Source organism: Acetobacter indonesiensis (genome assembly GCF_000963945.1).
Lineage (GTDB): Bacteria > Pseudomonadota > Alphaproteobacteria > Acetobacterales > Acetobacteraceae > Acetobacter > Acetobacter indonesiensis.
In genome coordinates, this window is sequence record NZ_BAMW01000030.1 from 77,269 (window position 1) to 91,735 (window position 14,467).

A 14,467-nucleotide genomic window follows, 5' to 3' on the forward strand; every position below is an offset into this window, starting at 1 on the left:
GTGCGGGTAACAGGGAAAGAAAAAGCGGCGAAAAAAGCCGGGGCGACTTAGTCGTCCCGGTTGCCGTTGTCAGCGCGCAGCTTACGTGCACGGGACAGGATGCGGCCTGTAATATCAGACGCCGTATTGGCGGCAGGGGCGGAATCGACCCATTCAGTGCCCTCCTTGACCTGACGGAACACAGACAGGCGCAGCGCGTCAGAACGCAGGCGGCGGTCAAGAATGAAAGCCGTAATCTTGAAGCGTTCGTTATGGGCGGCTGGCGGTGTGTACCAATCTGTCAGAATAATGCCGCCTTCGGCATCGGCCGTCGCAACGGGCATGAAGGAAATGGTATCAAGTGTCGCACGCCACAGATATGCGTTGACGCCGCCTTTCAGCTTGTCTTCCCCGCCCGATGCGCCACGATCTTCAGCCAGAAGATGGTTGCGCGGGGCTGTCAGATCATTGGCAGAACGGGGGGAGCCAGAGCAGGCAGGCAGCAGCACCAGCCCAAGCAGGGCTGTGGCAGAAAGCCATGAAGTGCCCGGCATACGGCGTGCGGCAGAACCGGGGGCGGGACGGCAGGGCATGAGACGACGTGGCATAATGTCGATACGGCTCCTTCGGCGCGTGGGCGTCGATGTTCCCAGTCCTGTGCGCGTGGCAGATCAGGTCCGGTTCGTGGTCAAACGGGTCTATGCTGACTTCATATCCTGTTGGGGCAATCCCGCCAAGCGTCTGCTTGCCTTGGCGCGTAACTCTCCCGTTTTTCATGTGCAGGGTGTGAGAAGCGATGCCCGGTTGAAACAGGCTGAATGAACACGATCGCCCGCGTGATAAGTGTAGCGGCGGAAAAAGACAGTCTTCTTCAACACCCCCTTCACTTGGGGCCGGGAACAGGAGAAGGAAGGGTATGCTGCGAATATAGAGCTATTGGCCAATGACCAGCACGCACGGCATACCCTGCTGGCGCAATGCGGCACAGGCAGCATCTGTCTGTTCTGCTGGCAAACCGGCCAGCCGGGTGCGCCACACCGGGTGCCCATTCGCTCCGCCGGGGATCAGGTCAATATGGTTAACCGTGTTGGCCAATGCGCCTGATGCCTGCTTTGCCAGCGCAGCGGCCCGCTGCGCCCGTTCCTGCGTTGAAAATGCGCCAATCTGAATGGTGGCCCCGCCCACAGTCGAATCCTGTTGCCATGCCGCCGCAGCGGGAGTGGCGGTATAAGATGTGGCCTGCGGTGCACTGCTGGCCACGTCCATCGAAGCTGGGGCCGTGGCTGATGCGGAGGAAACAGCAATTGCATCATCGGCGGGGGTAGGTGGCGGAGGCGTAAAGTCGTCCTGTAAGGCCGGGGCGGTGCCCATGGCCAACTGCCCGGACGATGGCGCGGCAGCGCTACCCGTTGTGACGGCCATAACCTTGACCGGCGGCGTTGGGGCCGGGGCATAGGCAATTTGCGTTGGTTGCAACATCGCCGGGATGGGGTCATTCAGATGCGGCTTGATGGCTGCCACATAGGTCTTGGCATAATCGGGCAGGGGCGTGCCGCGGGACCGATGGTTTTCCGCACATTGTGGGCCACAATTATAGGCTGCCAGAAATTGTGGAGACCCAAATCTGTCATACAGTTCGCGGATATATCCGCTGCCCGCCATGATATTGTCGTGCGGGTCATACGGGTCTGACCCTAGGCTGTAGCGATGGGCCAGCTCTTTATACGTTGCAGGTTTAAGCTGCATCAGGCCGACAGCGCCATGGACAGACCGGACTAGATGCCCGTGAATATACTGGTGGCCGCCTGATTCCTGCTGCATGACAGCCCGAATCCACGATTGGGGGATGGAAAACCGGGTTGAGGCCTCCTGAATGTAAGGCCCCCATTGGTTCACAGCAGGGCCGGGTGCCCGATAACTGGTGCGTGGGGTCGGACCAGCACAGGCGGAAAGAACGGCCAGCCCACCAACAAAGACTGCTGATGCCGCCCGTTTTTTTCGTGCCTGTTTAGTCTGTATGCCCGCAACGCTGTTCATTGGCTTATGGTGCCCCTGTTGCGGCGCAGATGCAATCACAAGCTGCTATGCAGTTTTTTCGGTAGCAGGCTGTAGTTCTCCTGCCAGTTCTCCTGTCAGCGCAACGCCTTGCGGGTGCCCCCTTGCCGAATACCGGTATCGATATCCTGCATCAGGTCCGGGTTGGTGCGCCGTATCTGGCCCGCCCGCAGAATGGTGGCTGCGTTATAGGACGGGTTGGTGGCCCATTGTTCCAGAAAGCGCAGGTCAGACAGACTATCCCGCCCATGACGGTGCAGGGCACGCCTTGCCGCAGGGGTCAGAACGGTTGAAAGTGTAACGGATTTTTTTAACATTGTGGTGTCCGGTTCAAAGCATAAGGTCAGGCAGGGCCACTCTGAAAACAGGCAGGCCCGTAAACCGACACATCCCCTTTGCTGTAAGAAGCGGTGCCGGACTGTGTGATGTCATGCTGCCCAAGGCAGGGTTTTTCACACATGGGAAAGAAAGGAACATTGTGCGTAGTCTGATTATGGTGTTGTGACTGTTTGGTCATTCAGGTTTTTGGTGGGTGATCTAACGCGCCTGAATTGTGTCAATTTCAAGCACGTACCGTAAAGGTTCGGTTACAGGCCCCCTTTGGGCAGGCATACATTTTCGTGAGGAAGCAGATTTATCGCTTCTGCTTTTCCTGAAGAATACGGGCGCCCAAGGACTCCAGAGCGGAGCGAAGGGGGCTGTCTTCCATTTCTGGCAGGCTGCATATCGGGGCGGGCCGCAGGGAGGGTGCTTTTTTAGGGGCTACCCGTATTCCGGCTTTGGGGTCCTGAACAAAGCGCAGCCGCGCAACCAGCGCCTGCCCGCACCATGTGTTGATTCGGGCAATCAGCGCATCGCTCAGATGTTGCAGTTCCATCGCCACAGGTCCGGCGCAGGCTATGGTCAGTGTTCCGGCAGTTAGCTTGCTGGGGGTGGTCACGGCGGCATGGGCTGGGCCTACAATATCGGCCCAGTCCGAAAAAACTTGCACCGTGGCCGGGTTGCGGCGGCGGAAAGCGGGCTCAGTAATGGCGGGCAGCAGAGCCCCCAGACTGCGTGCTGTCATGGCGCGCCGGGGTGGCTCAGGTGGGGCGTTTTTATCGCTGGCCTGTTTGGAAGCCGCGGCCGTTTTGCGCGGTGCGCGGCTTGAAACGCCTGCGCTTTTCTTTGGTGCGGCCTTGTCGGAGAGACTCTCCTTCTTCATAACGTCCTCCGTGAAAACACCGCCCGCCCAATCCCTTCTAGACTGGTATGACCGTCACCGTCGCATTCTGCCCTGGCGTTCGGGGCTGGGTCAGAAGGCTGATCCCTATTGTGTCTGGCTAAGCGAGATCATGCTTCAGCAGACAACCGTCAAGGCGGTCGGGCCGTATTATCATCGTTTTCTGGAAAAATTTCCAACCGTGCAGGCGCTGGCCGCGGCTGATCGGGATGATGTGCTGTCAGCGTGGGCCGGCCTTGGCTATTATTCCCGCGCCCGAAACCTGCATGCCTGCGCGCAGCAGGTGGTGGCTCTGGGTGGTTTTCCTCAAACAGTTGCAGGCTTGCTCAATCTGCCGGGCATTGGGGCTTATACGGCGGCGGCTGTGGCCGCGATTGCCTTTGGTGTGCCCGTCGTCCCCGTGGATGGAAATGTGGAGCGCATTACCTCCCGCTTGTTTGCGGTTGAAGATCCTCTGCCGGGGGTGCGTAAGGCGCTGGCAACACTTGCGGCTGGCCTGAATAAGGACAAAGCGGCGCAAGCGCGTCCTTCTGATTTCGCGCAGGCTTTGTTTGATCTGGGAGCATCGTTGTGTTCCCCGCGGTCGCCCGCCTGTGGGTTGTGCCCGTGGCGCGAGCACTGTGAAGGGCATAAGGCCGGGATTGCGCCAACCCTCCCCCGTCGTGCGGCAAAAGTGGCCAAACCGGTGCGGTATGGGATCCATTTTCTGGTGATTGATAACGCTGGGCAGGTGCTTCTGCGCAAGCGCCCGGAAAAAGGACTGCTGGCCGCGATGACCGAACTGCCCGGCACGGACTGGCGGATGGAGCCGTGGGCGCAGGCTGATATATTGCCCTATGCGCCTGTGCAGGCTGAATGGCAGCACTGCGGCATGGTCAAGCATGTGTTTACACACTTCACGCTTGAAGCCATGGTTTATGCTGCCCGCGTAAGCCATTTTTCCAATCAGGCGGTGGCTTCCGGTTTTCTGGCCCCCGTCACAGATGTAGAAACCCTTTCATTGCCGTCCCTTATGCTCAAATGCATAAAGTTGGGTCTGAAAACTCTTGCTGTCTAAAACCGTTGGTGTGTCGGGCTATCAAAGGCCGTTTGTTTAAAAAAGACGTTCGGCCGCTGGCTGTTCGGGTTCAGGAAAAAGACGATGGTGTTTCATCATATCCCTCCACGTAAGCGCCCGGATGGCACGGCTGTTTTTGGTGGTCGCCCCGGTATTTTGCTTCTGAACTTGGGCACACCAGATGACACGGGGTATCGCTCGGTACGGCGCTACCTGTCTGAATTTCTGTCTGACCGACGGGTGATCGAGGGCTCGCCGGTGTTGTGGCAGCCTATTCTGCAAGGTGTGGTGTTGACGGTGCGGCCGGGCAAAAGCGGCAAGGCCTATGACCGTATCTGGGATAAAACCCGGAACGAAAGCCCGTTACGCGGATACACACGTGGGCAGGCTGAAGGGCTGGCCCAGCGTTTTGCACATGATGATGTGCCGGTGGCATGGGGTATGCGCTATGGCAAACCGTCTGTTGCGGCTGGTGTGCGGGAACTGTTGGAGCACGGGTGTGACCGTATTCTTGTCATGCCGCTTTACCCCCAATACAGCGCCACAACCACGGCCACAGCCAATGACCAACTCTTCCGCGCGCTTATGAAACTGCGTAACCAGCCGGCGGTACGCACATTGCCCCCGTTTCCTGATCATGCAGGTTATATCAAGGTATTGGCTAACTCCGTTCGGTCTGGGCTGGCACATCTGGCAACGCAACCCCAGATGATTGTGGCTTCTTTCCACGGCCTGCCGCAGGAGTATGTGGATAAAGGGGATTCCTATCTGGCTGATTGTATTCGCACGGTTGAAGCATTGCGGGCCGAACTGGGAATGGACGAGCACACTCTGCCCCTGACATTTCAGTCCCGTTTTGGTCCAACCAAATGGCTGGAACCCTACACCGCCCCGTTTATTGAAGCCCTGCCAGAAAAAGGCGTGAAGAATATTGCCGTTATCACGCCCGGCTTTATGGCCGATTGCATTGAAACACTTGATGAAATTGGCAATGAAGTCCGGCACGAATTCATGGCAAAAGGCGGTGAAAACTTTACCCTTCTGCCGTGTCTGAATGACAGTTCAGACTGTATTGATGTGCTGGAACAACTGGCCCGGCAGGAACTATCGGGCTGGCTGTAACCGCTTTTATGCACCGGGGCGGGGCGGTTTGCTGACAGGCCGGTCTGTTTTGGCAGGGAACAGGCACGGTGTTGTGGCAACACAGCGCCAACATTCTGGCTTGCGGGCTTTGCACACGTAACGGCCCTGCAAAATCATCCAGTGATGAGACTCACGGATCATTTCAGGCGGGATCCGTTTTTCCAGTGCGGCTTCAACGGCTTCAACCGTTTTGCCTCGTCCCAGCCCGGTCCGGTTCGCTAGTCGGAAAACATGCGTATCGACGGGTACGGTCGGTTGATTAAAAGCAACATTCAGCACCACATTGGCGGTTTTGCGGCCAACCCCGGCCAATGCCTCCAATTCTTCGCGGGTGCCCGGCACTTGCCCCTTATGGCGCTCAAGCAACTGACGGGACAGTTCAACAACATTTTTGGCTTTGTTACGCCACAGGCCGATTGTCCGAATATGCTGGCCTACGCCTTCTTCGCCTAATTCAACCATGGCTGTGGGGGTGGGGGCCGCCGCGAAAAGTGCTGGTGTCACGCGGTTGACCGACGCATCCGTCGCCTGAGCAGACAGCACGACGGCTACCAGCAGGGTAAAAGGTGTAGTGTAGTGCAGTTCCGTTTCGGCATCCGGCCACGCGCGCGACAGATCGGTCAGAAAGGCCCGAATCTCAGCTTTGGTCATGTCACGCGGGGCTTGGGCTGTCGGGGCGTTATGACCTGTTTTTGCCTTATCGGATGCAGCCTTGGTGCGTGCTGCCGGTTGGGCTTTTTCAGGCTTGACGCTGACACGTTTTGCTGTGGCCGCAGTGCTTGCTTTACGTGTTCTGGGGGCGGAGGAGGGGGCTTTAACCATACAGGCAGTCTATCCTGTTCAAGGGGGCAGCGTCTATTAGCATGGGGCGGTAAAAGCACGCTTCTGGTTTGCTAAAACCGGGCAGGCAGGGTAAATAAGGCGGCCCAATAAGGTCTCAGTTCTCAGTTTTTCTGAGCTATTTTTCGGAATTTTCTTATGAATACCTCCTCTTCCGATGCGGTTTCTACCGTGCGGAGGCAAAATCTGTTTGTCGATGTCTTGAAATTTGTCATGCACCGGTGGCTCGATTTTCCATTGCCGCTGTGGATTACAGTCGCCGGGGTCATGGTTGCCACCGTGCTAGATGTGCTTATGCCGGTACTGGCTGGCCGTCTGGTGTCTGACGTTGCGGAACCCGCGGCACAGTCAGCTTTGGCGCGTGATGCGGTATGGATGCTGTTTGCCATGGCGGCCTGTGGCGTGGGCAACGTGCTGGGCAAGCGTGCGGCCTATCTGGGCATCACGCATCTGACAACGCAGGTCATGCACAAAATCGGCGCAGAAGCATTTGCCCGTGTGCAGCGTCTTTCTACAGACTGGCATGCCAATACGTTTGCGGGGTCAACCGTGCGGCGGCTGACCCGTGGGATGTGGGCAGTCGATATGCTGGATGACACATTACTGCTGATGCTTATCCCGGAAGTGTGTCTGCTGGTGCTCACCACGCTGGTGCTGGCGTGGCACTGGTTGTTTATGGGCGTTCTGCTGGGCGTGCTGTCCATCCTGTTTATTGCGGTCTCATGCATCCTGACCCTGCGTTATGTGGCCCCTTCAGCGCGGGAATCAAACCAATGGGATAGCCGGATGGGGGCAGCTTTAGCTGACGCCATTACCTGCAATGCCGTGGTGAAAGCCTTTGGTGCAGAACAGCGGGAAGAGCAGCGGCTGGAAGAGGTTATTGGCAACTGGCGCACGCACACCCGCCAGACATGGACGCGCGGCACAAACAGCGCTGGCGTGCAGAACCTGCTGGTAACACTCATGCGGCTGGCGCTTGCCGGTGCAGCGGTGTGGCTGTGGTTGCAAGACCTCGCGGGGCCGGGGGATGTTGCTTACGTGCTGACCATGACCTTTCTTGTGCAGGGTTATCTGCGCGACATTGGGCAGCAGGTTTCCGTTGTGCAGCGCTCGGTCAATGAAATGGAAGAACTGCTTGAACTGTGGCGCACTGAACCATCTGTAAAAGACGCTGCCATTGTTCAGCCCTTCAAAACACAGGAAGGGGTAATCCGTTTTGACCATGTCAGCTTTCAATATCCGGGTCAGAAAAAACAGATATTCTCTGATCTGAACGTGACAATTGCGGCGGGTAGCCGGGTTGGGCTGGTGGGCCCATCTGGTTCCGGTAAATCGACATTTACCAAATTGCTGCAACGGCTTTATGAACTGGGTGGCGGGCGGATTACCATTGATGGGGTGGATATTGCCACCATCAGCCAGTCCGCATTGCGGTCGGAAATTGCCATAGTGCCGCAGGAACCCATGCTGTTTCATCGCAGTCTGGCAGATAATATTGCCTATGGCTGCCCGGATGCCACGCAGGCTGATATTGAACAGGCCGCCCGGCTGGCCAATGCGTCAGACTTCATTGACCGGTTGCCCGAAGGCTATAAGACATTGGTGGGCGAACGCGGGGTAAAACTGTCAGGCGGTGAGCGGCAACGCGTTGCGATTGCCCGTGCGTTTTTGGCCAATACAGCCATTCTGGTCATGGATGAAGCGACCGCCAGTCTGGATTCCCAGTCAGAGGCATTGGTGCAGGAGGCCATGCAACGCCTGATGCAGGGGCGCACGGTGATTGTCATCGCTCACCGATTGGCAACGGTGGTCGATCTAGACCGTATTCTGGTGTTTGAGCGTGGACATATTGTTGAAGACGGAGCCCACACCCAACTGGTGCGAAAACCGGATGGGCTTTACCGTAAACTTTACGAGCTTCAGTCGCTGGAACAATAAAGCGATTTATCCGTTAAAACGGGGCGGAAACTCCCGTTTTGCGTAAGCGCAAACTGTTGCAGATGTGACACAACCTGTGGCGAATACTCGTCACAGGCTGATTTTCCTGATGATACGATCCAAAAAGTAACTTATTCAATAAGACGTTATTTTTTGTGTTTTATGTCAGGAGCATGCCTCAGTGCAGCAGCGTTTTATTGTAGAGGGCTTACAGGGTGTTCGGTCAACAAAAGGCACAATGCTGTGCCGCGGGGGCAGTTTTGCGTCCATTCTGTTGGCTGCAACGCTTTTTTCCGGCCCGGTTTCTGCACACGCCCAGACTGCCCTTTCTTCTGCTTCTGCTGACAAGACGGCTGGCGCAGCACCTGCGGTAAAATCGGTGCAAGCGCGTCCGGCTTCCGCCCGCCGCCCGCATGGCACACCAAACGCGGTTACATCTGGTTCTGCTGATAATACAGTACGCTCTGTGCGCAGAACCACAACAGCCGCTCCCGTCGAAAGCGCGGGGGAGGAAAGCGTGATCGTCACCGGCACGCGTGAAACGGGGCGTAAGGCCCGGCAAAGTTTGTCCCCTATTGATGTGGTCACGGCCAAGCAGTTGAGCCAGACTGGCCAGCCAAATCTGCGTGAAGCTCTGGCCCAGCTTCTTCCATCCCTGACCATGCCAACAGGCGGGTTTGATACGGGCGCATTGACGGATTCAATCAGTCTGCGTGGTCTCAATCCTAACGAAACGCTGGTTCTGGTTGACGGAAAGCGTCGTCACACAACCGCCAATATGTATGCCGACCCCGGCCCGCAGCAGGGTTCGACCCCGGTTGATATCGACATGATCCCCATGGCGGCGATTGACCATGTGGAAGTGCTGCGTGACGGCGCATCCGCCCAGTATGGGTCAGATGCCGTTGCCGGTGTGGTCAACATCATTCTGAAAAAACAGGATCACGGTTTCCACGCCCAATCAATCTCCGGCATTACGGCGGCCAAGGATGGCTTCCAGCAAGGGGTGTATCTGGACGGCGGTGCCAAGCTGGGTCAGCGTGGCTTTATTCATGTCAGTGGTGATTTCTTCCACACTGATCATACTTATCGTAGCGCGCCTGATGCCCGCACCGGCACCAAGATCAATAACGTGCTGGGTCAGCCTGAACAGACGCGTGAAAGCGTTGCGATTAAGGCTGGCTATGACATTACGGATAATATTCAGCTTTACGGCACAGCAACCTACGCGCACCGTCATGCTGAAGCGTATCAGAATTATCGTCTGCCAAGCTCACTTTCCAAATATCCCGGTTACGCTGCCATTTATCCGTACGGGTATTCACCACTCCAGACCATTGAAGAAAATGACTATGAACTGACAGCAGGCGTCAAAGGCGTTTTTCGGGGCTGGAACTGGGATCTCTCGACCGTTTATGGCCGCGATTATGATGATATCGGTCTGAAGAACTCCACCAATACCGCGATTGAGCGTGATACCGGGCGTACGCCGACAAAATTTGACGTGCAGGGCTTCAATAACTCGCAATGGAGCAACACGTTTGACCTGTCGCGTAAGTTCCGCCTTGCTGTCTGGCCGCACGAAATCAACGTGGCGGGTGGTGCGTCGTATCGTTACGAAAGCTATTCCATTGGCACCGGGTCTCCTGATTCCTTGTATGGGAGTGGGTCAGATGCGCTGGCAGGCACCAATCCGGGGAATGCAGGAAACTTTAATCGTGATGTTGTCGCCGGGTATCTGGATGTTTCTACACATCTGACGCGCCACTGGCAGCTTGATCTGGCAGGCCGATACGAACATTATACAGACGTTGGGAACACGGAAACCGGCAAGGTTTCCACCCGGTATGATGTCTCACCCCGTCTGGCTTTCCGCGCAACTATTTCCAATGGCTTTCATGCGCCGACTCTGGCGCAGGAACATTATAGCGCATTGGCTATTTCCCCCACTGCTGCCCGTGGGTTGATTGCGGTAAATTCCGCTGGTGCGCTGGCCAATGGGGCATCCGCTCTGAAGCCTGAACGCTCTACCAACGTCAGCGGTGGTATCGTGATGGAGCCATTCAAAAAACTGCACGTCACTGTCGATGTCTATCAGATCAACTTGCGTGATCAGATTATGCCGGGTGGGCAGGTTTATGGCGCACAGGCGGCCTCTGCTCTGGTCATGAACGGCTTTACGCTGCCAGACAGTTATCCGTCATGGTCTGCGTCTTCTCTTTCAACGCACTGGTTTGCCAACGTTGCCAGCACCCGTACACAAGGGCTAGATATCGTAGCAAATTACCCGACCCAACTTGGGAACATTGGGCGTATTGACTGGGATGTTGCAATCAACCTCAACCGCACACGTCTGTCCCATCAGGCTGCTGATGCAAACGGCACCCCCCTGCTGAACGCACAGAGTGTCGCGTATCTGACAACAGCATACCCGCGCAGCAAGATGATTTTTGGCGGGCGGTTCACCAGTGGTAAGTGGGCTGTTGCCGTGCATGAAATCCGCTATGGGCAGGTTACGTCACAGCTGACTTATTATGGTGGTGCGGGTAACACCAGTTCGCTCTCCAGCACCAATTACCGGGAGTTCCAGAATACACCTAAGTTTGTCACTAATCTGGAAGTAACATACCGTGTAACACCCCAGCTTGCTGTCACGCTGGGTGGCAACAATCTGTTTGATGCCCGCCCAAGCCGCGTGCCAGATGGCAACCGTTATCTGGGAGCCCCCCAGTATTACATGAGCACATCGCAGCTGGGTATGAATGGCGGGTTCTACTATCTCCGTGGAGATATTTCGTTCTAAAATTTGCAGATTTAAGAAGTGTGCAAACTAAGACAGTAAAAAACCGCCTCTTTCACGAGGCGGTTTTTTGTATGTCAGTGTAAAGTCGCCAGTGCTTCAAAAAGCCGCGCGATGGCTTCGGCCCCGGGGTCAGGCACGTTGGCCAGTTTTGCATCTGGCACATAGGATGCACGCCCTGCATTGGCATGGGTCATGCTTTTTGTTGCGTCCGCACCTTTGCGGGCGGCGATAGCGGCTTCTTTTAGTGTGCTGCCGTCAGCCAAAGTAGTGAAGGCTGGGTGGAGCGCATCAATCATGGTGCGGTCACCCGGTTTTGCTCCTCCGTGATGTTGCATGCTTTCCAGCCCATCCCGCAGAGCCTGCTCCCATGTGCCGGTGCTCCGGCCCGCGGCGGAAAACATGATGGACAGCAATACACCGCTGGAACCACCAGCATGACGCGCCAGAATAGCCCCAAACGTAGAGAAAAGAGCCAAAGGATCAGCCAAAGGTAACCGATCCATTGTTTTCAGGATTTCGTGCGCGCCTTCAGCAAAGGTTGACCCTGCATCTCCATCGCCAATTTGTGCGTCAAGAGCGTTCAAGGCCTCGGCATTATTGATAAGCGTTGCGCCAGCGTGGCGGATAAGAGCCTCAATTTCTTGATTTTGCGAGGCCGGAAAGCGAAAGGTCTCAGGCAGTTCTGGCATAGCGCGAATGACTGGTGTACCAAAGGACGCAATACCGGGCCACGCATAGGGTTGAACGGGGGCAGCCAGTGCTGTGCGCACGTCTTCATTTAAGGCAATGGCTGTCAGGGAAAAGCCATTCATATCCAGTGCAGTCATTATCGGGGCGGGGCCGATAATCAGATCTATCTTTTCTGCTAGCATTGTTTTTGCAAAAGCTTCAAGCAGCAATGTCATTTCAATAGGTGGGACGGCTCCCAACATGTTCAACAACAAAGCGTAACGCTGTGCGCCGGTATGACCCGTTTTGGCTGTAAGAGCTTGTTCCAGCGTGTCGGCGGCCTGCTGCATGAGATGATCAGCTTTTGCCAGACTGATCTGTTGGGCACCCGGTTCGCCATGAATACCAAGCCCGAGTTCGGCTTGCTGGGCTGTCAGGCGCGTTGTGTGGGCACTGTCATATGCGTTGCAGTCAGTCAGGGACAACCCGATGGAAGATACGCTCGCTGCTGCTGCCCGTGCTTTTTCAGCAACCGAGGCCAGAGGCTCGCCCTGATGTGCTGCATAGCCTGCAATTTTATGAACCAGCACCGTTCCTGCCAGACCACGGGCAAAGCGGTTGTGGGGCAATGCGATGTCATCACCCACCACAACAGTTTCCACCTGATAGCCCATGCTGCGGGCCTGTTCTGCCGCAAGGGCAAAATTCAGCCGATCTCCGGTATAGCTTTTAATGACCAGCAGACAGCCAGCCGGACCAGTGACAGCCAGAATACCGGCTAGAATGGCATCAACACTGGGGGAAGCGAAAAGCGATCCGCACACGGCGGCATCAAGCATGCCTTCGCCAACAAACCCGGCATGGGTGGGTTCATGGCCTGAACCGCCACCTGAAATAACGGCAACGTGGTCAGGGTTTCGGTCTTTGCGGGTGATAACACGAATATCCGGATAACCATCTAACCGGCACAGATACTGCCCCATAGAGGAGCGGAGCAGCCCGTCCAGTGATTCTGTAACAAGGGTATCCCGGCTATTGAAAAAACGCTTCATGAAAACTCTGCCCGCTGATTTTAATGTCACACGGACCGTAGAAGTTCATATGGCAGTTGAAAAGCGGGCTAACAGTTTCATTAGGCATCTATATTCAGATTGATGGTCTGATATTTATAAAATGTATCAGTATTTTTCTTTTTAAGTAAATTCTGCCAACGTGATACGAATAAAAAATGAGCGATAGGTATTTATAAAATGTTCAAACATTCATTCTGTAAGAAATATTTTTTGTCGTTTGTATCAGTCCTGTTTTTATCTGGCAGTATTTCTTTGAGGTTTTCGCCCCATCCATCGGCGCAAACTGTGGAACGACCGCATGTGAAAAGCACCCTTATCAAACTGTTACCATCAGATCATTTGTCTGGGGAGCTTGAAGTCTTAACTCCAGAAGGTACAGGACCTTTTCCTGTTGCCTTTGTGCGTGAGGCAGGAAGTGGTTCTTTTGGTTTCACTAAACCAGGATTTTTGCACGTCTCTCTTCTTTCTGGCTATTTTTTATCTCGTCATTATGCGGTGGTGCGGTTTCATATGACACGGCGAGGCGAACGAATTTTCGTAGGGTCTCCGCAGGCCTGCGACTTCGCGGGCACATCCCGCGCCGATACGGCAGAAGAAAACAGTCTGGCAATCCGCACTCTGGCTGATCAGTCCAGCCTTGATATGCGACATATTGTGTTGGCTGGTGCAGGCCACGGAGGTTGGGAAACCCTGGCATCTAATCAGGAGAAAATCCCTGAAGTGCAGGCAATTCTGGTTCTTGGACCAATATTCAAAACCGATATTTGCCCGGTAGGAACAGATAAAGCATTTGTCAACGGTGCAGAACAATTTGGGAAAGCAAACAGCTTGCCAACATTCTGGGTGGAAGGACGTGCTAACAATCCGGTGTCAGAAACAGTCTGGCGGGCGATGGTTGGAGTGTATTCTCACAAGAATGATCATTTATCCTTAGTTGACCTCAGCACGACGCCATCCGGGTATTATACTTTTCTTGGCTATGGGCAGGCATTTCCGTATTGGTCTGTAAAAGCGGACGAATTTTTGAAACATCTTTCTCTCCCATCTGGCCTGAAAGATGCTGCCTATGTAGAACCGATCATTAAAAAGAATGAAGCAGAGTCTCTTGCAAAAATTGACGATATTCAGGCGCTTCCCGATCAATCCGATAAAGCGATACAGGCTTATAAAGAGTTTCTGAAAAAACCGTTCCCCAGAGCGTTTGCTATCGGTGAAAATGGAACAGCGACAGCATGGAGCGAGCGTGACCCAGCGCGCCATGCTTTAGAGACATGTTCAACACATAGTAAAAGCTGCCATCTTTATGCCTATAATGACAGAGTTTTATGGAAAAGTCGTTTACCCGCAGATACTCAAGTCTATCATGTTCGTGTCGATCCGAAAGGCGATATTTCGTTGTTTCTCACTTCGCTCAAGCCTGACTGCTCGGTAGATTTTCTTCCGAAAATTCGTGTTGTCAAACAGCCACTTCATGGAACATTGACAATCTGGCCCGATATTATCGGGACGCCCCATTATACGGCCCCATCACCATTGGCTCGGTGTAATAAAGCAACGCATGGCAGTAGTGCACAGTACCGGCCTGCTGCTGGTTACAGGGGAAAAGATACAATGTTGATAGAAAGGGAGGTTGGGGTAAAAAACCCCCATTATCAAAGCATTATTCTTAATATTGATGTGCTTTAATC

Annotated in this window: 12 protein-coding genes; 6 read left to right on the plus strand and 6 right to left on the minus strand. The window is 54.9% G+C overall.

Translation table 11 applies throughout. The features are described 5' to 3' along the window. Positions 1-47 precede the first annotated feature (47 nt). Positions 48-587, minus strand: coding sequence for a DUF3576 domain-containing protein (locus Abin_RS09080; protein ID WP_084593559.1), 540 nt, complete (start codon positions 585-587; stop codon positions 48-50). A 1-nt stretch (position 588) separates the two neighbouring features. Here Abin_RS09080 and Abin_RS09085 point away from each other — a divergent pair, with 1 nt between their 5' ends. Beyond that, entirely contained in the window at positions 589-801 is a 213-nt protein-coding gene (locus Abin_RS09085; RefSeq protein WP_048846118.1) for a hypothetical protein, read from the plus strand. A gap of 111 nt (positions 802-912) precedes the next feature. Here Abin_RS09085 and Abin_RS09090 read toward each other — a convergent pair whose 3' ends face one another. From Abin_RS09090 to Abin_RS09100, 3 genes are all read right to left on the minus strand, one after another. Further along, positions 913-2,016 carry a lytic transglycosylase domain-containing protein gene (locus Abin_RS09090; protein ID WP_052948200.1) on the minus strand — a complete coding sequence of 368 codons (1,104 nt, stop codon included), beginning with the start codon at positions 2,014-2,016 and terminating at the stop codon, positions 913-915. A 95-nt stretch (positions 2,017-2,111) separates the two neighbouring features. Beyond that, positions 2,112-2,351, minus strand: coding sequence for a hypothetical protein (locus tag Abin_RS09095; protein ID WP_052948201.1), 240 nt, complete (start codon positions 2,349-2,351; stop codon positions 2,112-2,114). Positions 2,352-2,668: 317 nt separating this feature from the next. After that, entirely contained in the window at positions 2,669-3,100 is a 432-nt protein-coding gene (locus Abin_RS09100; protein WP_048846120.1) for a DUF721 domain-containing protein, read from the minus strand. Positions 3,101-3,248: 148 nt separating this feature from the next. On the opposite strand from Abin_RS09100, the gene mutY reads away from it, so the two are divergent. Next, the gene (gene mutY / locus Abin_RS09105) at positions 3,249-4,313 is read left to right on the plus strand and encodes an A/G-specific adenine glycosylase (protein ID WP_174766828.1); all 1,065 of its coding nucleotides are present in this window, start codon (positions 3,249-3,251) and stop codon (positions 4,311-4,313) included. A gap of 84 nt (positions 4,314-4,397) precedes the next feature. Then, a complete protein-coding gene (gene hemH, locus Abin_RS09110; protein ID WP_048846122.1) occupies positions 4,398-5,435 on the plus strand; it encodes a ferrochelatase in 1,038 nt (345 codons plus the stop codon). Between the two features lie 6 nt (positions 5,436-5,441). Here hemH and nth read toward each other — a convergent pair whose 3' ends face one another. After that, positions 5,442-6,278: an endonuclease III gene (gene nth / locus Abin_RS09115; protein ID WP_084593561.1), complete on the minus strand. Its 837-nt coding sequence runs from the start codon at positions 6,276-6,278 to the stop codon at positions 5,442-5,444. Positions 6,279-6,434: 156 nt separating this feature from the next. On the opposite strand from nth, the gene Abin_RS09120 reads away from it, so the two are divergent. Next, the gene (locus Abin_RS09120; RefSeq protein WP_048846124.1) at positions 6,435-8,234 is read left to right on the plus strand and encodes an ABC transporter ATP-binding protein; all 1,800 of its coding nucleotides are present in this window, start codon (positions 6,435-6,437) and stop codon (positions 8,232-8,234) included. A 181-nt stretch (positions 8,235-8,415) separates the two neighbouring features. Then, the gene (locus tag Abin_RS09125) at positions 8,416-11,037 is read left to right on the plus strand and encodes a TonB-dependent receptor plug domain-containing protein (protein ID WP_371862209.1); all 2,622 of its coding nucleotides are present in this window, start codon (positions 8,416-8,418) and stop codon (positions 11,035-11,037) included. A 74-nt stretch (positions 11,038-11,111) separates the two neighbouring features. Here Abin_RS09125 and Abin_RS09130 read toward each other — a convergent pair whose 3' ends face one another. After that, a complete protein-coding gene (locus Abin_RS09130) occupies positions 11,112-12,758 on the minus strand; it encodes a dihydroxyacetone kinase subunit DhaK (RefSeq protein ID WP_048846126.1) in 1,647 nt (548 codons plus the stop codon). A gap of 321 nt (positions 12,759-13,079) precedes the next feature. Here Abin_RS09130 and Abin_RS09135 point away from each other — a divergent pair, with 321 nt between their 5' ends. Further along, entirely contained in the window at positions 13,080-14,465 is a 1,386-nt protein-coding gene (locus Abin_RS09135) for a hypothetical protein (protein ID WP_143217140.1), read from the plus strand. Positions 14,466-14,467: the final 2 nt, after the last annotated feature.

What these genes read in the sequence shown, in the direction of transcription:
- Abin_RS09080 (WP_084593559.1), bottom strand. Translation starts at nt 587, where the DNA reads ATGCCACGTCGTCTCATGCCCTGCCGTCCCGCCCCCGGTTCTGCCGCA.
- Abin_RS09085 (WP_048846118.1), top strand. Translation starts at nt 589, where the DNA reads ATGTCGATACGGCTCCTTCGGCGCGTGGGCGTCGATGTTCCCAGTCCT.
- Abin_RS09090 (WP_052948200.1), bottom strand. Translation starts at nt 2,016, where the DNA reads ATGAACAGCGTTGCGGGCATACAGACTAAACAGGCACGAAAAAAACGG.
- Abin_RS09095 (WP_052948201.1), bottom strand. Translation starts at nt 2,351, where the DNA reads ATGTTAAAAAAATCCGTTACACTTTCAACCGTTCTGACCCCTGCGGCA.
- Abin_RS09100 (WP_048846120.1), bottom strand. Translation starts at nt 3,100, where the DNA reads ATGACAGCACGCAGTCTGGGGGCTCTGCTGCCCGCCATTACTGAGCCC.
- hemH (WP_048846122.1), top strand. Translation starts at nt 4,398, where the DNA reads ATGGTGTTTCATCATATCCCTCCACGTAAGCGCCCGGATGGCACGGCT.
- nth (WP_084593561.1), bottom strand. Translation starts at nt 6,278, where the DNA reads ATGGTTAAAGCCCCCTCCTCCGCCCCCAGAACACGTAAAGCAAGCACT.
- Abin_RS09120 (WP_048846124.1), top strand. Translation starts at nt 6,435, where the DNA reads ATGAATACCTCCTCTTCCGATGCGGTTTCTACCGTGCGGAGGCAAAAT.
- Abin_RS09130 (WP_048846126.1), bottom strand. Translation starts at nt 12,758, where the DNA reads ATGAAGCGTTTTTTCAATAGCCGGGATACCCTTGTTACAGAATCACTG.